This window comes from Lysinibacillus sp. fls2-241-R2A-57 (genome assembly GCF_030209535.1).
Taxonomy (GTDB): Bacteria; Bacillota; Bacilli; order Bacillales_A; family Planococcaceae; genus Lysinibacillus.
In genome coordinates this window covers 1-25,607 of sequence record NZ_JARVRU010000032.1, presented here as the reverse complement: position 1 = coordinate 25,607, position 25,607 = coordinate 1, and the positions used below count along the sequence as shown (strand labels likewise).

At 35.5% G+C, this 25,607-nt stretch carries 28 protein-coding genes; 17 read left to right on the top strand and 11 right to left on the bottom strand.

The window, feature by feature from the left end; all coding sequences use genetic code 11:
• Positions 1 to 182: 182 nt before the first annotated feature.
• From QRN68_RS06510 to QRN68_RS06500, 3 genes are all read left to right on the top strand, one after another.
• Positions 183 to 1,715, top strand: a complete 1,533-nt coding sequence (locus tag QRN68_RS06510) for a thiol-activated cytolysin family protein (RefSeq protein ID WP_285395947.1) — start codon at positions 183 to 185, stop codon at positions 1,713 to 1,715.
• A 327-nt stretch (positions 1,716 to 2,042) separates the two neighbouring features.
• Positions 2,043 to 2,750 (top strand): DNA alkylation repair protein, encoded by a 708-nt coding sequence (locus tag QRN68_RS06505; protein ID WP_285395946.1) that lies wholly within the window; start codon positions 2,043 to 2,045, stop codon positions 2,748 to 2,750.
• 146 nt (positions 2,751 to 2,896) lie between these two features.
• Positions 2,897 to 3,097 (top strand): hypothetical protein, encoded by a 201-nt coding sequence (locus QRN68_RS06500; protein ID WP_285395945.1) that lies wholly within the window; start codon positions 2,897 to 2,899, stop codon positions 3,095 to 3,097.
• Positions 3,098 to 3,318: 221 nt separating this feature from the next.
• Here QRN68_RS06500 and QRN68_RS06495 read toward each other — a convergent pair whose 3' ends face one another.
• Complete coding sequence (locus QRN68_RS06495) at positions 3,319 to 3,885, bottom strand: histidine phosphatase family protein (RefSeq protein ID WP_285395943.1); 567 nt, start codon at positions 3,883 to 3,885, stop codon at positions 3,319 to 3,321.
• A 597-nt stretch (positions 3,886 to 4,482) separates the two neighbouring features.
• Between QRN68_RS06495 and QRN68_RS06490 the strand changes: the two genes are divergently transcribed.
• Both QRN68_RS06490 and QRN68_RS06485 read left to right on the top strand, forming a co-directional pair.
• Positions 4,483 to 5,718, top strand: coding sequence for a chloride channel protein (locus QRN68_RS06490; protein WP_285395942.1), 1,236 nt, complete (start codon positions 4,483 to 4,485; stop codon positions 5,716 to 5,718).
• Positions 5,719 to 6,019: 301 nt separating this feature from the next.
• On the top strand, positions 6,020 to 6,397 hold the full coding sequence (locus QRN68_RS06485; protein ID WP_285395941.1) for an SET domain-containing protein: 378 nt from the start codon (positions 6,020 to 6,022) through the stop codon (positions 6,395 to 6,397).
• Between the two features lie 392 nt (positions 6,398 to 6,789).
• Here QRN68_RS06485 and QRN68_RS06480 read toward each other — a convergent pair whose 3' ends face one another.
• Positions 6,790 to 7,734, bottom strand: a complete 945-nt coding sequence (locus tag QRN68_RS06480; RefSeq protein ID WP_285395939.1) for a tetratricopeptide repeat protein — start codon at positions 7,732 to 7,734, stop codon at positions 6,790 to 6,792.
• A gap of 446 nt (positions 7,735 to 8,180) precedes the next feature.
• On the opposite strand from QRN68_RS06480, the gene QRN68_RS06475 reads away from it, so the two are divergent.
• Positions 8,181 to 8,468: a hypothetical protein gene (locus QRN68_RS06475; RefSeq protein ID WP_285395938.1), complete on the top strand. Its 288-nt coding sequence runs from the start codon at positions 8,181 to 8,183 to the stop codon at positions 8,466 to 8,468.
• A 93-nt stretch (positions 8,469 to 8,561) separates the two neighbouring features.
• Here the strand turns inward: QRN68_RS06475 and QRN68_RS06470 are convergent, their stop codons facing one another.
• The 3 genes from QRN68_RS06470 to fdhF are packed head-to-tail and all read right to left on the bottom strand — an operon-like array spanning position 8,562 to position 13,035.
• Complete coding sequence (locus QRN68_RS06470) at positions 8,562 to 9,605, bottom strand: Mrp/NBP35 family ATP-binding protein (RefSeq protein WP_285395937.1); 1,044 nt, start codon at positions 9,603 to 9,605, stop codon at positions 8,562 to 8,564.
• A gap of 15 nt (positions 9,606 to 9,620) precedes the next feature.
• The gene (locus QRN68_RS06465; protein ID WP_285395936.1) at positions 9,621 to 10,097 is read right to left on the bottom strand and encodes a helical membrane plugin domain-containing protein; all 477 of its coding nucleotides are present in this window, start codon (positions 10,095 to 10,097) and stop codon (positions 9,621 to 9,623) included.
• A gap of 4 nt (positions 10,098 to 10,101) precedes the next feature.
• Positions 10,102 to 13,035, bottom strand: coding sequence for a formate dehydrogenase subunit alpha (fdhF, locus tag QRN68_RS06460; RefSeq protein ID WP_285395935.1), 2,934 nt, complete (start codon positions 13,033 to 13,035; stop codon positions 10,102 to 10,104).
• Positions 13,036 to 13,639: 604 nt separating this feature from the next.
• Between fdhF and QRN68_RS06455 the strand changes: the two genes are divergently transcribed.
• From QRN68_RS06455 to moaA, 3 genes are all read left to right on the top strand, one after another.
• Positions 13,640 to 13,987 (top strand): Na-translocating system protein MpsC family protein, encoded by a 348-nt coding sequence (locus QRN68_RS06455; protein WP_285395934.1) that lies wholly within the window; start codon positions 13,640 to 13,642, stop codon positions 13,985 to 13,987.
• Between the two features lie 12 nt (positions 13,988 to 13,999).
• A complete protein-coding gene (gene fdhD, locus QRN68_RS06450) occupies positions 14,000 to 14,806 on the top strand; it encodes a formate dehydrogenase accessory sulfurtransferase FdhD (RefSeq protein ID WP_285395933.1) in 807 nt (268 codons plus the stop codon).
• A 172-nt stretch (positions 14,807 to 14,978) separates the two neighbouring features.
• The gene (gene moaA / locus QRN68_RS06445) at positions 14,979 to 15,995 is read left to right on the top strand and encodes a GTP 3',8-cyclase MoaA (protein WP_285396026.1); all 1,017 of its coding nucleotides are present in this window, start codon (positions 14,979 to 14,981) and stop codon (positions 15,993 to 15,995) included.
• An 82-nt stretch (positions 15,996 to 16,077) separates the two neighbouring features.
• On the opposite strand, the gene moaC is transcribed toward moaA, so the two are convergent.
• The 3 genes from moaC to QRN68_RS06430 are packed head-to-tail and all read right to left on the bottom strand — an operon-like array spanning position 16,078 to position 17,634.
• On the bottom strand, positions 16,078 to 16,560 hold the full coding sequence (moaC, locus tag QRN68_RS06440; RefSeq protein WP_285395932.1) for a cyclic pyranopterin monophosphate synthase MoaC: 483 nt from the start codon (positions 16,558 to 16,560) through the stop codon (positions 16,078 to 16,080).
• Entirely contained in the window at positions 16,553 to 17,137 is a 585-nt protein-coding gene (locus QRN68_RS06435) for a molybdenum cofactor guanylyltransferase (protein WP_285395931.1), read from the bottom strand. Before QRN68_RS06435 ends, moaC begins: the two co-directional genes overlap by 8 nt.
• 2 nt (positions 17,138 to 17,139) lie before the next feature.
• A complete protein-coding gene (locus QRN68_RS06430; protein WP_285395930.1) occupies positions 17,140 to 17,634 on the bottom strand; it encodes a MogA/MoaB family molybdenum cofactor biosynthesis protein in 495 nt (164 codons plus the stop codon).
• A gap of 119 nt (positions 17,635 to 17,753) precedes the next feature.
• On the opposite strand from QRN68_RS06430, the gene QRN68_RS06425 reads away from it, so the two are divergent.
• The 6 genes from QRN68_RS06425 (at position 17,754) to QRN68_RS06400 (ending at position 21,964) form a co-directional block, all read left to right on the top strand.
• Complete coding sequence (locus QRN68_RS06425) at positions 17,754 to 18,770, top strand: thiazole biosynthesis adenylyltransferase ThiF (RefSeq protein WP_285395929.1); 1,017 nt, start codon at positions 17,754 to 17,756, stop codon at positions 18,768 to 18,770.
• 13 nt (positions 18,771 to 18,783) lie between these two features.
• Positions 18,784 to 20,076, top strand: a complete 1,293-nt coding sequence (locus tag QRN68_RS06420; protein ID WP_285395927.1) for a molybdopterin molybdotransferase MoeA — start codon at positions 18,784 to 18,786, stop codon at positions 20,074 to 20,076.
• Positions 20,043 to 20,567: a molybdopterin-guanine dinucleotide biosynthesis protein B gene (mobB, locus tag QRN68_RS06415; RefSeq protein WP_285395926.1), complete on the top strand. Its 525-nt coding sequence runs from the start codon at positions 20,043 to 20,045 to the stop codon at positions 20,565 to 20,567. The genes QRN68_RS06420 and mobB overlap by 34 nt, the downstream gene beginning before the upstream one ends.
• A 180-nt stretch (positions 20,568 to 20,747) precedes the next feature.
• Complete coding sequence (locus QRN68_RS06410; RefSeq protein ID WP_285395925.1) at positions 20,748 to 21,227, top strand: molybdenum cofactor biosynthesis protein MoaE; 480 nt, start codon at positions 20,748 to 20,750, stop codon at positions 21,225 to 21,227.
• On the top strand, positions 21,220 to 21,453 hold the full coding sequence (moaD, locus tag QRN68_RS06405; protein WP_285395924.1) for a molybdopterin converting factor subunit 1: 234 nt from the start codon (positions 21,220 to 21,222) through the stop codon (positions 21,451 to 21,453). The genes QRN68_RS06410 and moaD overlap by 8 nt, the downstream gene beginning before the upstream one ends.
• Positions 21,454 to 21,658: 205 nt before the next feature.
• Complete coding sequence (locus QRN68_RS06400; RefSeq protein ID WP_285395923.1) at positions 21,659 to 21,964, top strand: hypothetical protein; 306 nt, start codon at positions 21,659 to 21,661, stop codon at positions 21,962 to 21,964.
• A 112-nt stretch (positions 21,965 to 22,076) separates the two neighbouring features.
• Here the strand turns inward: QRN68_RS06400 and modB are convergent, their stop codons facing one another.
• Together modB and modA are read right to left on the bottom strand one after the other, a co-directional pair.
• Positions 22,077 to 22,733, bottom strand: a complete 657-nt coding sequence (gene modB, locus QRN68_RS06395) for a molybdate ABC transporter permease subunit (RefSeq protein WP_285395922.1) — start codon at positions 22,731 to 22,733, stop codon at positions 22,077 to 22,079.
• 3 nt (positions 22,734 to 22,736) lie between these two features.
• Positions 22,737 to 23,522, bottom strand: coding sequence for a molybdate ABC transporter substrate-binding protein (gene modA, locus QRN68_RS06390; RefSeq protein ID WP_285395921.1), 786 nt, complete (start codon positions 23,520 to 23,522; stop codon positions 22,737 to 22,739).
• Positions 23,523 to 23,685: 163 nt separating this feature from the next.
• Between modA and QRN68_RS06385 the strand changes: the two genes are divergently transcribed.
• Both QRN68_RS06385 and QRN68_RS06380 read left to right on the top strand, forming a co-directional pair.
• Entirely contained in the window at positions 23,686 to 24,609 is a 924-nt protein-coding gene (locus tag QRN68_RS06385) for a helix-turn-helix transcriptional regulator (RefSeq protein ID WP_285395920.1), read from the top strand.
• A 76-nt stretch (positions 24,610 to 24,685) separates the two neighbouring features.
• Complete coding sequence (locus QRN68_RS06380; RefSeq protein WP_285395919.1) at positions 24,686 to 25,168, top strand: NUDIX hydrolase; 483 nt, start codon at positions 24,686 to 24,688, stop codon at positions 25,166 to 25,168.
• An 83-nt stretch (positions 25,169 to 25,251) separates the two neighbouring features.
• Here QRN68_RS06380 and QRN68_RS06375 read toward each other — a convergent pair.
• A partial coding sequence (locus QRN68_RS06375; RefSeq protein ID WP_285395918.1) for an ATP-binding protein occupies positions 25,252 to 25,607 on the bottom strand: 356 nt, incomplete at its 5' end.

Below are 25,607 nucleotides of genomic sequence, written 5' to 3'. Positions count from 1 at the left end.
TAGTTGACGTACTCTCATTAGATGATCAGCGACTGATACGACTAGAGTAATTAAAACCGATAATTCAAATGTGCTATATATACTAATCGTTCGCTATGAAACGATTATAACACAAGACTAAATTACTATATTTAAATAAAGTATTTCTGTGGTATAATTTCCTAAAAAAGGAGAGGTTTTTTATGGAAAATCGAAATTATTTTAAAGTTATAAAATTTCTAGTAAGTTTATCTGTTTGTTTATGCATTATAAATTATCCGATTATTTCCTTTGCTGAAACAATTGATACTAATTTAGCTAGTGAAACAAGCAAAACTAATGACATTGATACTGGTATAGCAAACTTGAACTACAATAACAACGAAGTTTTAGCAGTGAATGGTGATAAGATTGATAGTTTTGTTTCAAAAGAAGGTACAAACTCAAATGATAAATTTATTGTAGTTGAACGTAATAAAAAATCACTTACAACGTCGCCGGTGGATATTTCAATTATTGATTCAATGGCGAATCGTTCCTATCCAGGAGCATTACAACTTGCAAACCAAGCTTTTGCAGACAATCAACCTAGTTTATTAGTGGCCAAAAGAAAACCGCTAAATATTAGCATAGATTTACCTGGCATGAAAAGAGAAAATACTATAACTGTGGATAATCCAACATATGGTAATGTATCTGGGGCAGTAGATGACTTAGTATCTACTTGGAGTGAAAAATATTCAACAACGCATACTTTACCTGCAAGACTACAATATTCAGAATCTATGGTTTATAGCAAATCTCAAATAGCAAGCACTCTGAATGTTAACGCCAAAGTTCTTGACAATTCACTGGGAATTGACTTTAATGCGATTGCAAATGGAGAGAAAAAGGTGATGGTTGCTGCATATAAACAAATATTTTATACCGTAAGTGCGGAATTACCTAACAATCCATCAGACCTTTTTGATGATAGTGTGTCTTTTGAAGAGTTAACACGTAAAGGGGTAAATAATGATGCCCCTCCAGTAATGGTGTCAAATGTAGCCTATGGTAGAACAATTTATGTGAAATTAGAAACAAGCTCAAAGAGCAAGGATGTACAAGCTGCTTTTAAAGCCTTACTGAATGATGTCAATACGAATGTAGAAACTAGTGGTCAGTACAAAGATATTTTTGAAGAAAGTTCCTTTACTGCTGTAGTATTAGGCGGAGATTCACAAGAGCATAACCAGGTTGTCTCAAAAGACTTTAATGATATTAGAAAAATAATTAAAGATAATGCAGAATTTAGTCTTAAAAATCCAGCATACCCAATTTCATATACAAGTGTTTTCTTAAAGGATAATTCAATTGCTGCTGTTCATAACAATACAGATTATATCGAGACGACATCTACAGAATACTCTAGAGGTCGCATCAACCTGGATCATTCTGGTGCATATGTTGCTCAATTTGAAGTAGCATGGGATGAATTTTCATATGATGAAAATGGAAAAGAAGTATTATCCCATAAAACTTGGGATGGAAACTGGAAAGACAAAACAGCTCATTTCTCTACAGTAATACCACTTCCGCCTAATTCAAAAAATATAAGAATTTATGCAAGAGAATGTACAGGTCTTGCATGGGAATGGTGGAGAACAATTATTGATGAATACAATGTTCCATTATCTAATGAAATAAATGTTTCAATTGGAGGAACTACATTATACCCAACCGGTAGTATTAATTAGGTATTAGTCATAATAGGTACTTTTTCAAAGGCTACAGGGAAGGTATAAAATTTGAACAAATCTATTTAAGTGTGTCAGATTAACTTCACTGTATAGGTTGATAATTTGTAATAAAGTTTGATGAAATCACCTCGTTAGTTCTAAGAGGTGATTTTTGTATTGTAAAAATAGATTTGTAGATTGTAATGAAATGTACTTAAACTAACAAAGCAGAATACTTGAAAACGATTATGGGTAAAATCAGGAAGTATGGAATGCCTAATAAAGAATAGGAACTAGTGGTTATAATTAAAAAGGTATTAATTTTAAGGAAGGAAGTATAAAACTATGGATTTCGAAACAGTTATGCAGGAGCTTGAATCCCTCGGAAAGGAACGAACTAAAAAAATATACAAATCTAATGGTGCGCACGAGCCTCTTTTTGGCGTGGCTACAGGTGCTATGAAACCAATCGCAAAGACAATAAAAATAAATCAACATTTAGCTGAAGAGCTTTATGCTACAGGTAACTATGATGCAATGTATTTTGCAGGCATTATTGCAGATCCAAAAGCTATGACTGAGTCGGATTTTGATCGTTGGATCGATGAAGCGTATTTTTATATGTTGTCTGATTATGTAGTGGCAGTAACTTTATCAGAGTCAAATATGGCACAAGACGTTGCTGATAAATGGATCGCAAGCGGGGACGTGCTGAGAATGTCAGCGGGTTGGAGTTGCTATTGCTGGCTTTTAGGGAATCGCAAAGACAATGAATTTTCCGAAAACAAGATTTCAAATATGCTTGATAGTGTGAAAAATTCTATTCATGATTCGCCAGAAAGAACGAAATCTGCTATGAATAATTTTCTATACACAGTGGGGATTTCATATTTGCCACTACATGAAAAGGCTGTCGAGACCGCAAAGGAAGTAGGTATAGTAGAAGTCAAACGGGACAAGAAAAAAACTAGTTTCCTAAATGCTTACGAAAGTATTCAAAAAGAAATGGATAGAGGGAGAATCGGATTCAAACGCAAGTATGTTAGATGTTAAAACCGTTGTTGCATCGGTTTTTATTAAACTTTATGTCAAAGCTACATTTTAATGCTATTCCTCCTCCGTAATGATTACTTTGTAAATTAGAATAATTTATGTGAAAAATGGAAAGAGATATGTGTAAAATGTTGGAGTTGATAGGTATGAAATTTGATAAAGATAAAGAAATTTACTGCTACAGCTGTCGTAAAAAGGCTGTGTTTACATGTAAAGATATGCATGAGAAAAGTGGAGTAGACAGTCATTGTAGTGAGTGTTCTGGAATTTGGTTTGAATGGCAAAATCGAGCCGTGGAGAGAGAAATGGAAAAGTGGATTGAATATAACCAAAGGCTCATAAATTAACTGAATGTCCTTTTGATTGAGCTATTTCATAAATTAAATCCCTTAGTATCAAAATTGGTTGAATTAGGCATTATTGAAAAGGTATCTGGAACATTGGAGCTACAGGAATGATTGAGGAAGCATAACAACTTGTGTGTATGTTTTATATCCACACAAGCCCCTAATTTGATATCTGAAGGTTTTTTTGGATTTTGAAAAGGTGATAATAGCCTCTTCGTTAGTCATTCCCATATTCTTTGTATTAATTGTAGCTTTTCCCCCGAAAATACCAACTTGTAAATGTCTGGTTTTGAAGTGTTTTTCCAAAAATCATAACCGTATTCTTTATTAAAATAATTCATAATAATAGTCATAACATTTCCATGAGTTCCTATAATAATTGTTTTTGTCTCATAATTATTTAGAAGTTCTTTTATTATAGGAATAGCTCGATTTTGGACGTCTCTTACTGATTCCCCGCCCGATAAGTTAAAATCAATATCTTCATAGGATTTTTTTATTGCCTGTTGTATTTCTTCTTCAGGTAATTTATAAACACCTTTTAATTGCCTTTCCCTTAATTCTTCAAATACTTTTACTTCTATATTTTTGGAATCGACAATTCCTTCGATTGTTTGAATTGCTCTTGTATAAGGACTTGAGACTACTAAATCGATCTCTTTCACATTCATTATCGCCGTTACTTTTTTTGCGTCTATTTCCCCTTGGTTGGATAGTTTTCTCGTTCGTTCTTGACCGAAAACAAATGGTGATTCTGCATGTCTTATCATATAGATGATGGTATCCATTATTCGATTCCTCTTTTCTCTTATTCAATAAAACTCGCTATTACCGTAATTAACTAAAAAACCTTTTATAAGGAAAATATAACATGTTAAATTGTGAGTTGGTAGACAAATAGTAAATGTATAACAAATGAGATTGATAGATGTAGTTAAAGGGCATGTGAAGGTTGACGTTGGAGCAGATGAATCATTTACACAGGCAATCTAATTCTTGCTACAGAGCAATGTATTGAGGTATAGGAGCGGTTGAGAAACATAACAAAAGAACTTGGCGTGTGATTTTACGCAAATGCCCTTAGATCGTTAAGTGATGGCTTTTATTTTATTGTTGAGAAGTCGATAATAGTCTCAAAGGTTTATTTCAGTTAAGGATATGAGTAGCAAAGAAACGGGAAGAATGATACTCATTTAAGAAATGAACTGGCAATCTATTTATTAGTTTGTTTGATTGGATTTAGAAAGGAAAATACTAGCCCTTTCAGCATAAAGTCTAGTATAGTTATATGGGCATTATAAAAATTATTTGTATTTCAAATAAATATAGTTACTTAATGCAATAAGAGAATCTTAATATACGTATAAAAAGTGGTGAATTTTATTTTGAATGAGAAGTATTTTAAAATAAGCGGATTACTTGTTTATGGCATAATTTTAAGTGGGATAATCGGTTTTATTTCTTCTGTTTTTTTAATTTTAGTTAATGGCTTGGCGGATTTTTTGTGGAATGACGTATCCAATGATTTAAAAATACCCGCTATTTATACATTAATTTTATGTGTTTTTGGTGGTATTTTAGTGGGTGTTAGCAAGTACAAGTGGGGCGGTCTACCTAAAACAGCTAATGAAGCTATTGCTGAATTAAAAACAACTCAAAGAATGGACTATTCCAATGTAGGTCTTAATTTCTTAATTGCTTTCTTAATTTTAATTTTTGGTGCAAGTGTTGGTCCAGCAGCAGCCATATTAAGTTCTGTTATTGCATTATCGGTATGGCAGGGAGATAAAATGCGTTACTTTTATTTTTCTTACAACGAATGGAAACAGGATTCTTGGTTAATTAAACTAAAAAAATTAGCTTTACCTCATAACTACCTTATTCCATACGATCCTGAGCGGGCTCCTAAAGAGAAAAAACTGCTTTTATTGAAGAAATTCTTATATATATTATTTATCGTTAATGGAATAGTGACCTTTATGTTCTTTATTAAAATATCAGATCAACCTCCTTTTGTGACAAAGTTAGGGGAAACTAATTGGGGATTGGATGAATTGTTTTTATTTATTCCATTTGTGTTGTTTGGTATTTTGTTTAGTAAACTTTATGAACTAATGGAAAGAGCAATGAAAAAATTCTTTTCTAAAATTAACAATAAAATTATTTTAAGTGCTGTTATCGGTGGTATTGGTATTGGTTTGATGTCTGTAATCGCTCCTAAGTTACTGTTTTCTGGCCAACTTTCTATGCAAGCTTTACCTAGTTTAGTACCGACACTTTCGATGGCTACTTTAATTTTAGCTTCTGTTTTAAAACTGATTTTTATGGAGTTTTGTTTTAAGTCAGGTTGGGTTGGTGGAAATGTTTTACCGGTTATATTCGCTTCTATTTTACAGGGCTACGCGATCGCAACTTTTTTTCCACAACTAGATATGCTCTTTATCGTAGCTGTTATAGGTGGAAGTGCTTCAATCGCTATTTTAAAGACACCTTTACTAGTAGGAATTGCTCTAATGCTATTTTTCCCAATAGAGTTAGCCCCGGTTATTTTAATCATTGTGTTTTTATTTATTTGGTTAAGTAAAATGGGTAAAAAAAATCCGCAAAAAATAACTGCTTGATTTTAGTTGGAAACGCTGGTTGAAACCAACTGAAAAGTGCTTCCAATCCTTTAGTATAAAAGGGGTGAGGACTTTACCTTTTTTGAGAATACGTTTGACAAGGATAGAAAATGAAAAGACAAACGGCTCATCGTACGTCCCCCCAGCTGGAACGGAAATCAACTACACGTTATGGTGATAAGCCATTATTCTGTGACAATAAAGGTATTTAATTAAAAAAAATATTGTTTTTTTAGAGCCCAATGTTCAAATTAATGTTACAGTTAGAAAGAAAATTTTATTAATGAGTAGGAGAACAAACATGATTGAAGTAAAATCATCTCCATTAAGTAATGGAGAATTCAATAGAGGGGTATTTGCTACATGTGATATCCAAAAAGGAGAGCTTTTACATGAGGCACCTGTAATTTCTTATCCAAATGAGGAGCATCAATACATTGAGCAAACTTTGCTCGCTGATTACGCTTTTGAGTATGGGATAGGTCGTTCTGCTATCCTTCTTGGTTATGGAATGTTGTTTAATCATTCATATGAACCAAATGCAACATATGAGATTAATTTTAAAAATCACACATTTGACTTCTTTGCTTATAAAGATATAAAAGCTGGAGAAGAAATTCTAATCAATTATAATGGCGACGTTGATAACAAAGATCAACTATGGTTTAATGAGGAATAAATGCTATAGTGATGAGTCGACTATTCAATAAATAATTATCTTTATATTGAATCCAGTAAGCATTGTTGCAAAGCTTTCATATTATTAAAATTGCAAAACGCGAGAAAAAACGCTTTAAATCCTTTAGTAGGGTTTAAAGCGTTTTTTAGCATAGTACGTACAACTTAGACTATTCTAATGGCGACGCAGCTTGAAGTCGTTGAAGGGTTGCGTTTAATACGTACGGCAACTTCATGAATAGAGTAATCTAAGCTTCTATTTTTGAACGATCAGATATGGTGAAATTTATCATTACTTTGCAAAACGACGAAAATTTAAATCAAAATTTTGATTTCTATTCCAGGCTTAAGAGTATAACCAAAAATTTAAAAAAACTTCACCTGTGAAACCTTCTAATTTAACTCCTGAGCTCGTTTTCCCATAAATGCTTCGGCGAGCGGATAAAATGAAGTTAGGTCATCAGAATATAGTTCAATACCTTGAAGGAGTTCTTGAGTAGCTAGATTAATTTCTCTATCAGCTGACATTACTTGCTCTTTTGTAGGAAGCGGTAAATATTTCTGTTTTGATTCAGTAGAAGCGATGAAACTTTTGCATATTCCGTGTGCTAATAATTCTCTTAAACGATTTGCATCAAGATGCTCATAATGCTCCGCGGATAACATCACCTGATGCAAATGATGAATAGTATGTTGATAATCCTTAATGTCTATAAGAATATTGGCAATAGACAGGTGTGACTCAAATTGATTTGGATCGATAGCAATAGATTTTTCGAAGGCCGCCATTGCAAGTTCAGGTCTCGCACCAGTAATGTATAAATTGCCCAGTTTATTCCATAATAACGCGTTGCTTGGTGAAGAAGAAATTAAATGTAAGAGGTGTTCTTCTCCATCTGTAGCATATTTTGGTGAAGTTCCATCAAAAAGTTGCATTTCACCAAATTGAACAAGAGTATTTTCGTTATCGGGTGCCAATAGAGCTGCAATGCTAAACATATATAGCTCTGATGACTCTTCCCACTGTCCAGCAGTATTGCAATGCTTACAACGGAAATACCCAGTGTACTGTTGTTCTGGTTTCTGTACATTTTGGTTATTTGTAGGAACATTAATGAGCATGGTTCCAATATTATATTTGCCTGATTGGTTACAGCTTTTACAAGTCATCATGATTTCATTTTTTTCATGCTGAGTCATTACTTTTTTTAAATTATCGACGATTGACTTTACATATGTCCCGCCTAAATTCTTGAACGTAGGGGATGATGGGATTTCAGTGATTTCTTGATTTGTTAATGCTTGAATTAACATTGGGTTAATTTGTTTTCCAGCCATGTAATTACTCCTTCTATTAAAAGTCTATAACCTTTTTATTATAACTCAACTTTCGTAGTAAAAAAATCCTTATTAACACTTCATATTATTAGCTATTTTGATATTCAAAAATCTATTTGACTTTTTGACATAACAATAAAACTTTCATGAGTTTTCGGACTCCTAACCCAATGATGAAAAGTTTTTTACATAAGTACTCGCTCTTTAAATAGTTTCTTCCAATAAATGATCATAAGTGTTCATCGTAGTCATACTATAAGAACGTATTTGATCGATTATAAAGGGGATACAAACTATTATTCATTATGTGAGCATCTTACATATTGAATAGGTATAAAGCTTATTATTTTATCAACCCAAAACAAAATATTTAAGAAACGAAAGCTTATAAAAAGAGTTATAATATAATAGGAAGAAACTCAATATAAAGAGAGATGGATTTTACAATGAACGAACAATTAGAAGATTGGATTACGCGTTTTCAAAAGGACAAAGATATAGAAGCCCTCGCAAACTTAAAGGACTATTGCTACTATATGATTGAACCTTTAATTGAGGAATTTACAGAGAAATACGGTGAAGATGCTGGAGAATTATTGCGTTTAAAATGGGATAAGCGTTTTTATTTTATTTTTACAAAGTATCAATTAAATGTTGGGCTACCTTTAGATTCTTTCGTTAAAAATATGTATCGTTTTTATTTTATGCAGGTTTTAAAAAAGGCTGGTTATTGAACTAAATAGTAGGGGAGTGTTTCGTCAGAACCTTACTACACTAAAATAACCCTTGTCTCGTGTAAGAACGAGGCAAGGGTTTTTATTGTTTTATTAAAAAATAATATCTTCTGCAAGGTGTGTAAATACTTCTCCGATAATAGAGTCTTCGTCGTATACGGAAGAACCTGTATTTTCCTCAGGTTGCGCAAATGGAACTTGAGCAATGATACTTGTTTGAAGCTCATCTGCCAATTTTTCGGCGCCACCTTGACCGAATAGATAGTTCTTTTCACCATTCGCATTTTCAAAGTAAGCCATGTTTTCAACAACACCAAGAATCGAGTGTTTCGTATGTTGAGCCATTAGACCTGCACGAGAAGCAACATGGGAAGCTGCAAGGTGCGGTGTTGTGACAATAATTTCTTGTGCTTGTGGAATCATTGCCGCCATATCAATGGCTACATCTCCTGTACCAGGTGGTAAATCTATAAGGAGATAATCTAGTTCATCCCAATGTGTATTGACAAGGAAGTTGCGAATCCATTTGTTCAGCATTGGACCACGCCACATAACAGGCTGGTTTTCGTTTGTGAAAAAGCCCATCGACATGATTTTTACACCATGACTAACAACAGGAATAGCTGTTTGGTCAAGCATCGTTGGTTTTTGATGAATCTTCATCATGGCAGGAATACTAAATCCATATATGTCGGCGTCTAAAATACCTACACGTTTGCCAAGACGGGCAAGGGATACTGCTAAGTTAATCGTCACAGTAGACTTACCGACGCCCCCTTTACCACTAGTAACTGCAATAAATTTGACACCAGAATCGGGTAGAAGCATTTTAGGCATACCTTTATCCGTAGCATTTTGTGATTTTAAAGAAGCTGTTAAACTACGACGTTCGTCATCTGTCATAGCACCAAATGTGATGGAGACTTTTGATGCACCGATCGCTTTTAACGCTTCTTCAACATCTTGTTGAATTTTAGCTTTTAAAGGACAACCTTGAATAGTCAAGACAATATCAAGTGAGATATCCGTACCGTTAACTTGAATATTACGTACCATATTCAAGTCAACGATGCTTTTATGAAGCTCTGGGTCATCAATTTTCTGCAAAGTTTTTAAAATGTGCTCGTTCGTTAGCATAAAGAAACCATCCTCCTATTTTAGGCCTTTGCCAAGCCCTTTTAAGAAGTGAACGCCAAAATTTACAGCACGATTAACATCAGGATCGTTTAACATTTTTAACAACTTGAAGGCACTAACTTTTTCATCAGATTCAACGGCTTTGTTCGCTTCATCTAAGCCAACATTTAAGCTTTCAATAAGCTTTGTTGTTGTTTCTGGATTCAGTTCGGTTAATGCGCCCGCAACACCCATTAAGTTGTTGATGATATTTGTAACAGGCTTGCGAGTTAATTGACCAAGTGCAATATGGGCAACATCTTCTTTTGCTTCAAGTAGTTTCGTAGCTGCTTCTAGTGCTCCAATATCATTTAATTCTGCCATGATCGTAAAGACCTGGTTAACCATTTCTTCATTCTCAGAAAGAAGTTCCTTTAAATTCTCTAACTTTTCTTCCTTTAGTTGTTCTTCTGTTTTTTGCGCTTTTTGAATTGTCGTAATTGGTGCAGCCATGAAATCACTCCCTTTCGTTAGTTGTTAAGTGAACGTAGCCAGGACGATTCCATTTACGTTGTACCTCAACACCATTTTGTGGATGACGTTTTTTATAACGCGGGTTTGTTCTAGGAAGTGGCGATTTTCCTTTTTGTTTCAATACTTCAACGCGTACTTTTGTTTGTTTATACGCCGGTGTCGATGTATTGATGTCTCCAGCTTGACCCGTTAAGAAATTAATCGCTGAATCTTTGCTAACAGAGTTCATTGGTAAGAATAGTTCATTTCCTTGTACGCGATCTGTCACTAGGGCATTTAATTTTAATGCACCCTGAGGAGACACTAAACGAAGAAGAGCTCCATCTTCAATGCCGCGTTCTTTTGCAAGTTCAGGTGATACTTCAACAAAAATTTCAGGTACTTTCGATTGAATACCTTTTGATTTATTTGTCATATTACCTTCATGGAAGTGTTCAAGCATACGACCGTTGTTAATATGGCAATCATATTGCGCTTCATATTCAACCGGTCTGATCCAATCATTTAAAGCAAAACGAGCTTTTTTGTCAGGGAAGTTAAAGCCATCCTCATATAGTAAAGGTGTGTCTTTACCATCATGGCTACCCCAACAGAAGCTACCCCAATTTTCTAATACATCATAGTTCGCTTGCGAGAAGAATGGAGCAAGACTAGCCATTTCAGCAAAGATTTCACTTGGGTGACTGTAATTCCAGTCAGCACCTAGGCGACGTGCTACTAATTGAAGGATTTCCCAATCGGCTTTTGATTCACCAAGTGTTGGTAATACTTGATATAGTCGTTGTACACGACGCTCTGTATTCGTGAAAGTACCTTCTTTTTCAAGAGAAGGTGCTGCTGGTAAAATAACATCCGCATATTGTGCTGTACGTGAAAGGAAGCAATCTTGTACAACAAAGAAGTCTAATTGTGAAAGTACTTTATCTACATGGTTAGCATCGCAATCTACAAGTGCCATATCTTCGCCAACTAAATACATTGCTTTCATTTTACCTTCCATGATAGCATCTAACATTGCCATATTCGTACGACCTGGTTCAGGTTTAATTTTCACACCATATGCTTCTTCAAATTTCTTACGTGCTTCGTCGTCTATTACTTTTTGATTACCTGGTAATAGATTTGGTAGTGTCCCCATATCACAAGCACCTTGAACATTGTTGTGACCACGAAGAGGGTAGGCACCTGCACCTGGACGACGATAGTTACCAGTAGCTAGAAGTAGGTTAGAAATTGCAGCTGATGTATAGGAGCCACCTGTATTTTGTGTAACACCCATACCCCAAAGTACACATGTACCGTCAGCATCACGAATCATTTCAGCAACATTTATCAACGTTTCTTTTGAAATGCCCGTTTCTTTTTCTGCATATTCTAGTGTGTATGTTTCAAGTACATCTTTAAAATCATCAAAGAAGTGCACGTTCTCTTTAATGAAGGCTTCATCATGCCAACCTTGATCGATCATATATTTTGTAACGGCCATTAACCATACTTGGTCTGTTCCTTGTTTTGGGCGCATGAAAATATCAGAACGCTCAGCCATTTCATGTTTACGAACGTCGGCAACAATTAATTTTTGACCGTGTAACTTATGGGCACGTTTTACACGAGTAGCTAAAACAGGGTGACCTTCTGCAGGGTTTGCCCCAACAATAATAACAAGGCCAGCTTTTGCGATATCTTTGATCGTTCCAGCGTCGCCACCTATACCAACTGTGCGTAGTAGGCCATCTGTAGCTGGAGATTGACAATAGCGTGAGCAGTTATCAACGTCGTTTGTTTCGAATAATTGACGTGCCATTTTTTGAATTAAGTAGTTTTCTTCGTTTGTAATTTTTGAAGAAGAAATAAAGCCGACAGAACCAGAACCGTGTTCTTTTTGAATGCCACCTAGTTTAGTAACAATTAAGTCAAGAGCTTCATCCCATGAAGATTCAACAAATGCATCATTTTTACGAATTAATGGTTTTGTAATTCGTTCTTCAGAGTTGATGAAGTCCCAACCGAATTTTCCTTTTACACAAGTAGAAATAGCATTTACAGGACCTTCAGAAGGTTGCACTTTTAAAATTTTGCGGTCTTTTGTCCACACTTCGAACGAACAACCTACTCCACAGAAAGTACAAACTGTTTTTGTTTTCTTCGTACGTTTACTACGCATAGCAGCTTCGACTTCAGAAACAGCAAAGATACCGCTATAGCCAGGCTCGACTTCTTTAATTAAACTAATCATCGGATCTAATGTTTCTTGCTTAAGCCCAGTCATAAAACCAGCTTCACCAAGCATTGATTTTTCCATTAAGGCATTACATGGACAAACGGTAACACATTGCCCACAGCCTACACATGAAGAATCATTAATGGCAACGCCTTCATCCCAAATTACTTTTGGTCTTTCAGCTTCCCAATCAAGAGATAATGTTTCGTTAACTTGTAAGTTTTGACAAACCTCTACACATTGTCCACATGCGATACATTGGTTTGGATCATATCGATAAAACGGATGCGACATGTCTACTTCGTGTGGTTCAACTTTTGGTTGATAAGGATATTTTTGATGTTCAATTTCCATTAATTCTGCTGTGTTGTGTAATGTACAATTTCCGTTGTTATTATCACAAACTGTGCAGTACAGTAAATGATTTTCTAGTAAACGATCCATCGCTTCTGTTTGTGCAGCTTTCGCTTTATCAGAAGTCAGTTGGATATCCATGCCGTTTACTGCTTTTGTTGAACAAGAGCGAACTAATTGTCCATTCACTTCGACGATACATGTATCACAAGTTTCGATAGGATCAACAGACGGTACATGACAAATTTGTGGATGGGCGATGCCATTTTGATTAATGGTATCAAGTATTGTAGCTCCCTCTGCTACATCATACGGTACGCCATTAATGTTAATTTTAGTCAAGGTGATTTCCTCCTTTTGTTCTTAGATGACTTATATGACAACAGGTTAATACTTAGGATAAAACAGGAATAGAATTTTGAGTTGATGATTTTAGTTAAAGATGTCTTGTTATACTTCTATTTCCCGATTTATCAAATTTCTACACCATAGTAGATGAAGAATCCTTTATTACGAGGTGTCAGTGTTGTTATTGCTCAAAAAATAAAAAAAACCACCATGAAACGGCACGTATATTACATGCTGATTTGTCATGGTGGATAAAATTCTTAACAGGCCTTGCTAAAAACTCAATCTACTTTTATTTTTTATTCAATATAACAATAGAATTCAAATATTAAAACCCACTATGCGAATAGTTCAACTTCATTTGAAAAAACCATGACATAAGAATCGAAATACTTTAATTCCATTTGCGTTATCATTTATTATAGCCCTTTCAGTAAAAATGGACAATAAGTATAATAAATTTTATCAATTGTGAATACTTATCAGCAGGTATTTTCTCTTTAATTTTTTGTCAAGTTGCTATATTATTAACAAACTGTAAGGGTGACCCCTATGACATAAGATATAAAAGTTTAATTACGTTGGGAGAAATATTAAAATGTCAAAAAAAGTGCATGAATTCAACGACATTATTCGAAAACTACGCAAAGATATATTTGGGAAAGGACCAGAGCGTATTCATACTGTTTTCGTCGAGAACATGGCTGTGTCAACTTTATATGGTAATATCACACCGACAGAAAAATTTATTGCGAGTACACCTGAAGGTTTAACAATGGTTCATGCTGCACGTACAAAGATGATTCAAGATTTGTATACTAAATCACCTCCGGAAGGCATGGAAGAATTGATGGGCAGTAAGTTACTCCATTTATTTTCAGATATCAAAATTGAAGAAGATTTTGCTATTTCTGTATTTGTTTTTGAAGATACTATTAGTGAATAAAGGGGATGCCAGATGGAAAAAGCAGTAGCAAGAGAAATAATACGCGTTGAAGGTAATCAAATCAAAGAAATGGAAGATATCGTTGTCACAGAATACGCTGTTACAGTGAAGATTAATCAGCAAGAATTTGTGACGATGGTTTGCACACCTGAGTATGTAGAAGAGATGGTTATTGGCTATTTGGCTTCTGAGCGAATTATACGTAATTACGAAGATATTGAAGAAATTTGGCACCAAGAAAAAGAAGGTTTTGTACACGTTAAAACAAAGCATGTGAATCCTTACTTTCAACAAATTCAAAATAAACGATACATTACATCTTGTTGTGGCATGAGTCGCCAAGGCTTTGTTTTTGCTAATGATGCATTAGTATCTAAAAAAATGGAAGGTATTCATGTGCGTATTACTCCAGATGATTGTTTTCGTTTAATGCGTGATATGCAAGATTCGGCTGACGTATTCAAACAAACGGGTGGTGTTCATAATGCTGCGCTTTGTGATGTGAATGGTATTGTATTAAGTCGAATGGATATTGGACGCCATAATGCTCTAGATAAAATTTATGGCTATTGCTTACGAAACAACATTAGCATGCAAGATAAAATTATCGTATTTAGCGGACGGATTTCATCGGAAATTTTACTGAAAGTGTCGAAAATTGGCTGTGAAATTGTACTGTCTAAATCAGCTCCAACAGAATTAGCATTGCAATTGGCAGAGCAACTCGGTATTACGACGGTAGGTTTTATTCGTCAAAATTCACTTAACATCTATACACACAAAGAGCGAATTCAATTACCTACAAATGAATCACTTTAACTTATTTCGGTGAGGGTCCAAACATCGGATGAAATAAATTAAAGCTTCCGGCAGATATCACGGATTGTTTTCTGTAGCGAAAGCAACAAATGTTTATTATCTGTGCGAAAGCGCAGCGACAGCAACAATTACGCTAAGGCGAAATTGATCAAAATGAAAGGAGGAGAGTACAATTACTAATCTACAAGACCAACTACACAGACCATTAAGAGATTTAAGGATATCAGTGACAGACCGTTGTAATTTTCGTTGTCAATATTGCATGCCTGCAGAAGTATTTGGTCCAGATTATGCTTTTTTACCGTCCGATAAAGTATTGAGTTTTGAAGAAATCGAACGATTAGTAAAGATTTTCGTTTCATTAGGTGTGAAAAAAGTACGCATTACGGGTGGTGAGCCTTTACTACGTCGTGATTTACCACTATTAATTGAACGTATTCACCGCATAGTTGGAGTAGAGGAAATTGCCTTAACAACTAATGGCACTTTATTGAAAAAATATGCAACTGATTTAGCAAAAGCAGGATTATCACGAGTATCTATTAGCCTTGATTCATTAAATGAGGAACGTTTTTTTGAGATGAATGGCCATCGAGGAAAAGTGACAACGGTACTAGAAGGTATCGAAAAAGCTGCAGAAGCGGGCTTACAAGTAAAGATCAATATGGTAGTTCAAAAAGGAAAAAATGAACAAGATATCGTTTCGATGGCACAATTTTTTAAAGAGAAACAGCATATTCTTCGTTATATTGAATATATGGATGTCGGTAATTCGAATGGTTGGCGGCTAGATGACGTTGTGTCGAAGAAAGAAATCGTTGACCAAGTTCATCAATTTTCTCCTTTGCGTCCTGTTGACCCAAATTATAAAGGGGAAGTAGCGACACGTTATCAATATCAAAATGCTCAGGGCGAAATTGGTGTGATATCATCTGTAACCGATTCTTTTTGCTCAACCTGTTCGCGTGCTCGTATTTCTGCAGAAGGAAAACTATATACTTGTTTATTCGCAACAGAGGGTACGAACCTACGAGAATTATTAAGGTCAGGAGAAGATGATGAAGCCATCACCCAATGCATTTCAACTATTTGGGAAAATAGAAAAGATCGCTATTCGGATGAACGAAATGAACAGACAATGAAAAAAAGAAAAAACTCAAAAATTGAAATGTCACACATCGGTGGTTAGACGCAATAGAGAGGAATTACTTTGGGTTGACTATGTAAAAAAACAGAAAAAAATCGGCATAAAAATGCCGGATTTTTTCTGTTTATTTATGCACAAAGGTGCCACTTTTTCCGCCTGTTTTTTCAACAAGGTATGTTTCTTTAATGACCATAGATTTGTCAACGGCTTTACACATATCATAAAAAGTCAGTGCGGCAATGGATACAGCAGTTAGTGCTTCCATTTCGACACCTGTTTTACCACTACATTTCACAGTAGCTTGAATGTGTAGCTCGTAACCAACCTTTGCTTTTATATAGTCAAATTGAAGATCTGTCCCTTGTAACATAATCGGATGGCACATTGGGATAATATCGGCAGTTTTTTTAGCACCTATAATCCCAGCAATTTGTGCTACATGTGTAGGGTCGCCTTTTTTAATGCCTCCTTGTTGGATAGCTTGATAGACTTCATCGGATAAAGTGATCGTACTACGAGCGATGGCTGTGCGATTTGTGCTTGTTTTTTCTGAAATGTCGACCATTTTAGGACGACCTTCTTCGTTCCAGTGTGTAAAATTACTCATTATTAGATTTCCTTTCAAATGTTTGTAGCCAATCTTGTTGCGAGTTGATATTGATAAATGTTGAGCTTTCGTCATCAAATGGAACATAACATACTTGAAGCTGCTCTAACAAGGCTTTCATACTTCTCTTGTTTTGTTGGACTAATTGATTTGCTTTTGGTAAAGCACGACGTCGATATAAAGCAGCAAGAGGTTGTAATCTCGATCCTTGTTTAGGAACGATGGCATCATAACGATCATCGATAAATGTGAGCATCGTTTGGACGAATTCTGCATTGATAAAAGGCATATCACTAGCTATTACAAAAAACCACTCAACATCTGGGAAATTAGTCATAATATTATGCAAGGCAAACAGAGGTCCTTGATGAGGCTGTTTTTCGATGATCCATTGGACATTTTCTTCTACAAACTTCGATTGCAAGCTAGCATTAGTAGCAATAATCAAAGGCTGTAGTTGATTTTTTTGTAAGGCTATGAGACTGTGCTTATACAAAGGTAGACCAGCAAACAATTCAAACATTTTCGGTTGACCATACCGGGAAGATTGACCACCTGCTAAGACAACACCAGCCATTTTCATACGCGATTCAACTCGCCGACGAAATGTTGAACAGTAGGAAGAATCAGTTTTGTCATGGCAAGTGTCACGGCATTTGTGGAGCCTGGCAACACATAGATAGCCGTTTTATTGCGACTACCTGCAGTAGCACGACTAAACATGGCTTTTGGTCCAATCTCTTCATAGCTTAGTGTTCGAAACAATTCACCAAATCCCATCATTTCTTTTTCAAAAAGAGGAAGAATCGTGTCATAAGTTTGGTCTCTTGGTGTAAATCCTGTTCCACCTGTTACGATAATCGTATTGATAGTGTGATCAACGCACCATTTTTTCACATGTTTTGAGATTTCAAGTGGTTCATCCTTTGTCATTTGGTAGTCTACTAAATCGAATGAAGCCTCTTGAAGTAACGATTGAATACGCTGACCACCGTGATCATCCGCCTTTGTGCGTGTATCACTCACAGTTAAAATGGCAGCTCGTATTGGAAGTTGACTATGTGTGGGGTGCAAGATAAAGGACCTCCTTTTATAGAGTTGATTTTGTTTTTGCTGAAAAACATTGCTTTTATTATAAAGCTATAAATGAAAAGGTCAAACTAAAATTCTTAGAAAGAAAGGCAAAAACGTTTATGCATAATAGATATTCTAGACAACAATTATTTAGCCCAATCGGAGAAAAAGGGCAGCAACTACTTAAACAAAAACATGTCCTGATGATAGGAGTTGGTGCTTTAGGTAGTGCTAGCGCAGAGGCTCTTGTGAGGGCAGGCGTCGGGAAGTTGACGATTATTGATCGTGATTATGTGGAGTGGAGTAATTTACAAAGACAGCAACTATATACCGAGCAAGATGCACAAGAAAAAGTCCCTAAAGTAATCGCTGCCAAAAAACGACTAAAAAGTATTAACTCAGAGGTGGAAATCAACGAATATATACTCGATGCAAGTACAGAGCAAATAATATCACTGCTTGTAGATGTAGATGTTATGGTGGATGCAACGGATAACTTTGATATTCGCTTTATGATGAACGACCTTGCACAAAAATATCAAATTCCATGGGTTTATGGTTCTTGTGTTGGTAGTTACGGTGCTACGTATACGATTGTGCCAGGTAAAACACCTTGTTTACATTGTTTGCTAGCTGCAATGCCCAACACAGGGATGACATGCGATACAGTTGGTATTATCAGTCCAACAGTTCAAATCGTAGCAGCGTATCAAGTAGCGGAGGTTTTCAAACTTTTAGTAGGCGATGAAGAATCCTTACGAAAAAGTTATTTAACTTTTGATGTTTGGCAAAATCAACACTATGAAATAAACGTGGACAAAATACGTAAAAGTGATTGTCCATCTTGTGGAAAAAACCCGACATATCCGTATTTGTCCTATGAAAATCAAACAAAATTAGATATTTTATGTGGTCGCGATGCCATTCAAATCCGTCCACCAAAACCGATTCACTATAATTTTGATCAGCTTGCTGTCCAACTTCGTCCTTATGGAGATATTCAAAAAAATCACTACTTACTATCTTGCCAAGCGGAAGATTATCGACTGGTGATTTTCCAGGATGGTCGTGTTGTTATTCATGGTATACAAGATTTACAAAAAGCTAAAACCATTTATTATCGTTTACTCGGATAAAGGAGTGTTCCAAATGTTAGAAAAAAGAAAACCAATTGCTGTGGGTGAAGCTGTTCAACGTGTAATGGAGTTTGCATTCCAAGAAAAAATAGAGATTGTTTCACTATTGCAAGCACATGGACGATTTTTAGCAGAGGATATTGCTGCTGACCAAGATGTACCAGCATTTGATCGTTCACCTTATGATGGTTATGCTATTCGCTCGGTTGATAGTCAAGAAGCAAATTCTGAAAATCCAGTAACCTTTAAAGTAGTCGGAGAAATTGGCGCGGGCTATGTATTTGAGGACATAGTAGGTCATCAAGAAGCGGTGCGCATTATGACAGGAGCTCCTATCCCAAAAGGATGCGATGCAGTCGTTATGCTAGAATTAGCGCATACATTTGAAGAAGATAATCAAATGTATATGTCGATTAAACGCTCTTATGCAACAGGAACAAATATTTCATACCAAGGAGAGGACGTTCAAAAAGGTGCCATCCTTATTGAAAAAGGACAAGCTATCAATCCGGGTGTTGTCGCATTACTTGCTACTTTTGGTTATGATCAAGTACCTGTTTTTCGAAAACCAATCGTAGGCGTTATTGCAACAGGAAGTGAATTATTAGAACCAAGTGAATCTTTACAGCCAGGGAAAATTCGTAATAGTAATGCATACATGATCATGGCACAGATTGAACGTGCTGGGGCAACCTTCAAATATTTTGGTAAACTTAGCGATGATCTAAATTTGTGTATTGATGTAGTTGAGAAAGCTCTACAGGAAGTAGACATATTGATTACAACAGGAGGGGTATCAGTAGGTGATTATGATTACTTACCTGCCATTTATGAAGCCATTGATGCCAAAGTACTTTTTAATAAAGTAGCGATGCGACCAGGTAGTGTAACAACTGTTGCTGCTCGAAACGGTCAGTTATTATTTGGCCTTTCAGGTAATCCATCAGCTTGCTATGTTGGCTTTGAACTATTTACACGACCTATTATTCGAACAGCATTTGGTAATAAACAACCACATCTACGTAGAGAGCAAGCTGTTTTAGGTGCGGACTTTAAAAAACCGAATCCGTTTACCCGTTTTGTACGAGCTAGTGCTTCTTACGAAAACGGTCAATTAGTTGCTGTTCCTTCTGGTTTTGATAAATCTAGTGCAGTTTCTTCTTTAGCAGAAGCCAATGCCTTTATTGTATTACCGGGCGGGTCACGCGGCTACGAAAAAGGCATGCAAGTAGCTGTCTTATTGTTAGAAGATTTGCAGGGAAGTGAGTGGCCATGGGGCAACATCGAAAAATCTTACAAATCGTAGGCTATCAAAATAGTGGGAAGACGACATTAATGGAACAACTCATTACACAAGCCACCACTGAAGGTTTTCGTGTAGGGACGATCAAGCACCATGGACATGGTGGTATTCCTATGATAGAAAGTTCGAAAGACAGTGTTCGTCATGAGAAGGCTGGCGCAAGTGTGACAGCAGTTGAAGGAGAAGGTACTTTGCGCATGAGTATTCACCAAAGTAACTGGCAACTTGCTGATATACTAGCTATTTATGAATCAATTAAAATGGATATCATTTTAATCGAGGGATATAAAAACGAACACTATTCGAAGGTTGTTCTTTTACGACAAGCAGAAGATCAATCTTTGCTACAAAAAGTAACCAATATCGTCTGTGTTCTTTATTGGCCAACCTACCCACTAGATAAACCATTAGACTATCCAACTTTTTCAATTCATGAAAAAGCACAATACATGAAATTTTTAACTTCTTTCATCAGAAGTCTCCCACCTTTATAGTGATGAGATAAATGTGGATTTAAGTTATTTTTCAACGGGGATCCATACACCTGCTGAAAGAAGTTAAAGCCTCCGGCGGATGTCACAGAATCGGAAAGGAGTTCTTTGTTCAAGCACAAAGCCGATTCCGGACGCAATTATGCCGAGGCATAATTGAATACATGAAATGAGGAGAAAATCATGACTACGTCGTTGTTTGAAATCATCGATAAACCAATTGATGTTGAGGAAGTTAGACAAAAAGTAACAGATCGAAACGCTGGAGCGATCACTGTTTTCATCGGAACAGTACGTGAAATGACGAAAGGAAAGAAAACATTACATTTGGAATATCAAGCCTATCCACCTATGGCCATTAAAATGTTTGAACAAATTTCCAAAGAAATACAAGAGCAATGGCCAGAAGCGCAAGTAGCCATTACACATCGTGTGGGTCATTTAGAAATTTCGGATATTGCCGTAGTCATTGCGGTTTCATCACCACATCGTAAAATGGCCTATGCAGCAAATGAATTTGCTATTGACCGTATTAAACAAATTGTGCCTATTTGGAAAAAAGAGCATTGGGAAGATGGCACCGAATGGATTGGTGATCAATTAGAAAATGTCCCTTATCCAAAAGGAAATCCATCAATCAATGAGGAGGAATTGTGTGATTAACATTTTATTGTTTGCTCACTTACAAGAAATCATCGGTGAGTCAAAATTATGTGTAGAGCTGGAAGACTGTACAGTTGGACAAATTAAAGAATGGATGGAAACTCAATATCCACAAGTTTCTTTACAACATGTTATGACAGCGGTCAATGAGGAATTTGCAACAGATTCAACGATTATAAAAAAAGGGGACACAATCGCCTTTATTCCACCAATTAGTGGAGGGTAAAAAGAAAAGTGTCGTTGGTATAGTTTTGTAAAAAAGATTAAATAAAGCTTAATGAAAATTATCTTTCTTCTATTTCTTAGGGGTAAAATAATTTTTTTGTCGGATATTCATGTTTATCTGACGATGGAGATTGTGAATTTTTGTAACGAAGCAGAATATGATGAAAGGATAGTAAAATAGTGATAAATGATCAAGGTGGGATTTTATGGCTGAAAAGATTTTATTTTTTATTTTAATGATTCCCATATATGGTTTGGTAATTTGGTCTTATTATGATCCTGAAGAAAGCTTATTGTTTGGGAAAAGATGGATGTATAAAGAGGAACCAGAGTTATCGAATGAAGTAATCCGTTATACTAAATTCGCATCAATGGTACTTATGATTGGATTACCCATCATTGTCATTAGTTTCCTCTTTGATATTTACTTTCTTAGATTTGCGCTAGTGCTAATCCCTTTAGTAGTGATATTAGGGGCGCTAAAAATATTCACAGATAAATATAATTCCTAAACTCACATTAAATAAGAGCATGTTTTGATCAATCTTTTTTCAAAACATGCTCTTAGATTTGTTCCCATATTAAGGGTAATATACAGTTGGTAGAGTTTAGTTCGTATATATTTTATGCTTTCAATAGATGAACGCTCAGAAGCATAAGGAATGAAATAACTATCATACAGATCACCCAAGACCAAGCGAGTGACATGTTCCCCGATTCAATCGCCATATAAATAGCTAGTGGCGTAGTTTGCGTTTTGCCTGGAAGGTTTCCTGCAAACATTAAAGTTGCACCGAATTCACCTAAAGCACGTGTGAAACTTAAAATCCCACCTGACACAATTGCTTTTAATGTAAGAGGGATTGAAACGAAGAAAAATACTTGCCATTCGTTAGCACCATCAACACGTGCAGCATTTTCGATGTCCGCATCAACTGCTTCAAAGCCAGTTTTTGCTGATTGATACATTAAAGGAAATGCCACAACAGTAGAGGCGATAACTGCCGCCCACCATGTGAACATAACGGGTTGGTTAAAAAGCCATGTAATCAAGCTACCAAACACGCTGTTTTTGCCAAAAATAATAATTAGAAGGAAACCTACTACAGTAGGAGGTAATACCAATGGTAAAAGTAGTACCGTTTCAAGAAATAATTTTCCTTTGAAATTGCGTTTCGCCATCCATTTACCAAGTAGAATACCTGCTACTATAACAATGATTCCAGACACAAATGCAATCTCAATAGAAAGTTTAAGAGGTGACCAGAAATCAGTACTCATTGATTAATGAGCTCCTTGAAAGCCGTATTTTTTAAATACCTTCATCGCTTCATCACTTTGTAAATAGTTATAAAAATCTTCCGCTTCTTTTACATGCTTACTATCTTTGATAACACCTACAGGATAAATAATAGGTGTATGTGTATCTCCTTTAGCTGTTGCAACGACATCGACTTTGTCTGAAACAAGGGCATCTGTTTTATAAACGATACCTGCATCAACATTTTCAGTTTCTGAATAAGTAAGTACTTGTCGTACGTCTTTTGTATACACAACTTTTGATTCTAGATCTTCCCAAAGTTTCATGTTTTTCAATGTTTCTACACCATACTTGCCAGCGGGCACCGTTTCGGGTGTACCAACGGCAATCTTATCAGCCTTCGTTAAGTCCTCAAAAGATTGAATCTGTTTTTCATTTTTCTTAGGAACGATTAAAACTAATTCATTAGCTAAAAGGTCAGTTCCTTGTTTATTGTCAATTAACCCTTTTTCTACTAGTCCATCAAACTTATCTTCTGCTGCTGAAAAGAAAAGATCTACAGGAGCACCTTGTAAAATTTGTTGTTGTAATGCTCCAGAGCCACCAAAGTTATAGGTGATTTTGATATTAGCGTGTTCTTTTTCATAGTTTTTTTGAAGTTCTTCTAGTGAATCTTGTAAACTAGCTGCTGCGGAAATCGTTAATTCAACTTGTTCGTTTGTTTTCGTGTTGCTTCCTTGGCTACCACAACCTGCTAAAATGCCAACAAGTAGTAATAATGAGGCTAATAAACTGTAAAACTTTTTCACTTTAATTTTACTCCTTTTATAACTCGTTATAACAAGACATAACTAATTATAATGAGTTATGTCTAAAAAAGAAATACCAAGTCGTTTAAAACTTTCAAGATGTTAAAAAAACATAATTACGTTAGTATAGTAATCAATAGAAGCATAGGAGGAGATTTTTTACATGTCACATGAACATTCCTATACGATTGAAGAGGTTGCACAACTATTAAAAGTTTCGAAATTAACGATCTATGACTTGGTGAAAAAGGGAGATTTACCTGTTTTTCGTGTAGGTCGACAAATGCGAGTAGATAGAACAGATTTACAATTGTATATTCAAAAGAGCAAAACTGGAGCAACTCCTACTCCGTCTACTACATCTACTACTATTACGACAAAAAATAAAAAAATTATTATTAGTGGACAAGATTTAGTATTAGACTTATTAGGGAAATATATTGAGAAAAAGCAATCAAATAAAGTATTGCGCTCACATGAAGGTAGCTTTAATGGTGTCATGGCGATGTATAACGGAGAATGTGATATTGCTAGTTTACATTTGTACGACGGTGATACGGGGAACTATAATACGCCTTATTTGAAAAAGATTTTTGTGAGCCATTCTTATATTCTCATCAATCTGATTTCACGCCGAGCAGGCTTTTATGTTCAAAAAGGAAATCCATTGCAAATTCAATCATTTGAAGATTTTAAGACCAAATCACTAAAATTGATGAACCGTGAGAAAGGCTCAGGTGCTCGTACTTTATTAGATGAACAATTACGCATTCACCATATATCTTCATCCTCGATTGAAGGGTATAACGAAGAAGAAATGAGCCATATCGATGTGGCTTCTGCTGTGGCAAATGGGTATGCGGATATTGGAATAGGCATTGAAAAAATATCTAAACTCATAGAGGTTGATTTTATACCACTTATTAGAGAACGTTACGATATCGTCCTTTTAAAAACACTTGAAAATCAACAACTGATTGAATCCGTAAAAGAGATTTTAAATTCACCAGATTTCCAATCAGCAGTAGCTGCACTGGGTGATTATGACGTCACACAAATGGGACAAATCATATATGAAACACCTTAATAAAGAATGACACTAATCCTCTTTGTGTAAGAGAATATGTTTTCATGATTTTAAGATGGAGTGTAGGAGGTCGTTCATGGAAGTTTGGGATGTTTACGATAAGAATAGAAATAAAACAGGTAAAAGTCATGTACGTGGAGCTAAGTTAGCAGATGGTGATTATCATATAGTTGTACATGTATGGATAAGGAATAATAAGGGTGAAATTCTTTTAACGAAAAGACATCGGGATAAATCTTACCCTAATTTATGGGAATGTCCAGGAGGTTCTATTTTAGCAGGTGAAAGCAGTCTCGATGGTGTTATAAGAGAAGTAAAAGAAGAAATCGGGATAAATTTATCTAGGTTGAACGGTAAAATGATAAAGAGTGAACGTAGGGATACGTACAATGATTTTTACGATGTATGGCTTTTTGACCAAAGTTTTGAAATTACAGAAACAGTACTACAAGAAGATGAAGTGACCGATATTAAATGGGTAACAAAGTCTGAGCTTGAAAATATGTATAATTCAAAATATATAGTACCAACTCTTGAATATTTTAGATTAATCTTATAACCACTCTATGATGATCTTAAATGTGAAGGATATAAATGTCAACACCAATATGTACATTTTCGCTCGTTTAAGGATGTACAAAATTACTCGTTTTCCGAGGTTAAATGATGCTTTAATCGGTATGAATCACCGACGATTGTAACAACGCTAGCGTGATGTAAAATACGATCTAAAATTGCATTCGCTAACTTCGGTTCAGGGAATATTTCATCCCATGATTTGAAGTTCACATTCGTTGTGAAAATCGTGCTACGTTTCTCATAACGGGCATCAATGAGCTGGAAAAACAGTTTCGCATCCTCTGGATCGATTGGTAAATAACCGATCTCATCAATGATTAGTAATTTATATTTCGTATAATGCTTTAAACGGCTCTCTAAGCGATTTTCTAAGCGAGCTCTCTTCAGATTCTGAATTAAGTCATGGCACTTAATAAAAT

Coding starts and splice junctions, on each gene's coding strand:
- fdhD (WP_285395933.1), top strand. CDS start 14,000: ATGGAAAAAGCAGTAGCAAGAGAAATAATACGCGTTGAAGGTAATCAA.
- QRN68_RS06420 (WP_285395927.1), top strand. CDS start 18,784: ATGTTAGAAAAAAGAAAACCAATTGCTGTGGGTGAAGCTGTTCAACGT.
- QRN68_RS06485 (WP_285395941.1), top strand. CDS start 6,020: ATGATTGAAGTAAAATCATCTCCATTAAGTAATGGAGAATTCAATAGA.
- QRN68_RS06410 (WP_285395925.1), top strand. CDS start 20,748: ATGACTACGTCGTTGTTTGAAATCATCGATAAACCAATTGATGTTGAG.
- QRN68_RS06435 (WP_285395931.1), bottom strand. CDS start 17,137: ATGGCTGGTGTTGTCTTAGCAGGTGGTCAATCTTCCCGGTATGGTCAA.
- QRN68_RS06385 (WP_285395920.1), top strand. CDS start 23,686: ATGTCACATGAACATTCCTATACGATTGAAGAGGTTGCACAACTATTA.
- mobB (WP_285395926.1), top strand. CDS start 20,043: ATGGGGCAACATCGAAAAATCTTACAAATCGTAGGCTATCAAAATAGT.
- modB (WP_285395922.1), bottom strand. CDS start 22,733: ATGAGTACTGATTTCTGGTCACCTCTTAAACTTTCTATTGAGATTGCA.
- QRN68_RS06470 (WP_285395937.1), bottom strand. CDS start 9,605: ATGCTAACGAACGAGCACATTTTAAAAACTTTGCAGAAAATTGATGAC.
- QRN68_RS06425 (WP_285395929.1), top strand. CDS start 17,754: ATGCATAATAGATATTCTAGACAACAATTATTTAGCCCAATCGGAGAA.
- QRN68_RS06455 (WP_285395934.1), top strand. CDS start 13,640: ATGTCAAAAAAAGTGCATGAATTCAACGACATTATTCGAAAACTACGC.
- QRN68_RS06400 (WP_285395923.1), top strand. CDS start 21,659: ATGGCTGAAAAGATTTTATTTTTTATTTTAATGATTCCCATATATGGT.
- QRN68_RS06475 (WP_285395938.1), top strand. CDS start 8,181: ATGAACGAACAATTAGAAGATTGGATTACGCGTTTTCAAAAGGACAAA.
- QRN68_RS06500 (WP_285395945.1), top strand. CDS start 2,897: ATGAAATTTGATAAAGATAAAGAAATTTACTGCTACAGCTGTCGTAAA.
- QRN68_RS06510 (WP_285395947.1), top strand. CDS start 183: ATGGAAAATCGAAATTATTTTAAAGTTATAAAATTTCTAGTAAGTTTA.
- QRN68_RS06465 (WP_285395936.1), bottom strand. CDS start 10,097: ATGGCTGCACCAATTACGACAATTCAAAAAGCGCAAAAAACAGAAGAA.
- QRN68_RS06380 (WP_285395919.1), top strand. CDS start 24,686: ATGGAAGTTTGGGATGTTTACGATAAGAATAGAAATAAAACAGGTAAA.
- QRN68_RS06495 (WP_285395943.1), bottom strand. CDS start 3,885: ATGGATACCATCATCTATATGATAAGACATGCAGAATCACCATTTGTT.
- QRN68_RS06505 (WP_285395946.1), top strand. CDS start 2,043: ATGGATTTCGAAACAGTTATGCAGGAGCTTGAATCCCTCGGAAAGGAA.
- QRN68_RS06480 (WP_285395939.1), bottom strand. CDS start 7,734: ATGGCTGGAAAACAAATTAACCCAATGTTAATTCAAGCATTAACAAAT.
- moaC (WP_285395932.1), bottom strand. CDS start 16,560: ATGAGTAATTTTACACACTGGAACGAAGAAGGTCGTCCTAAAATGGTC.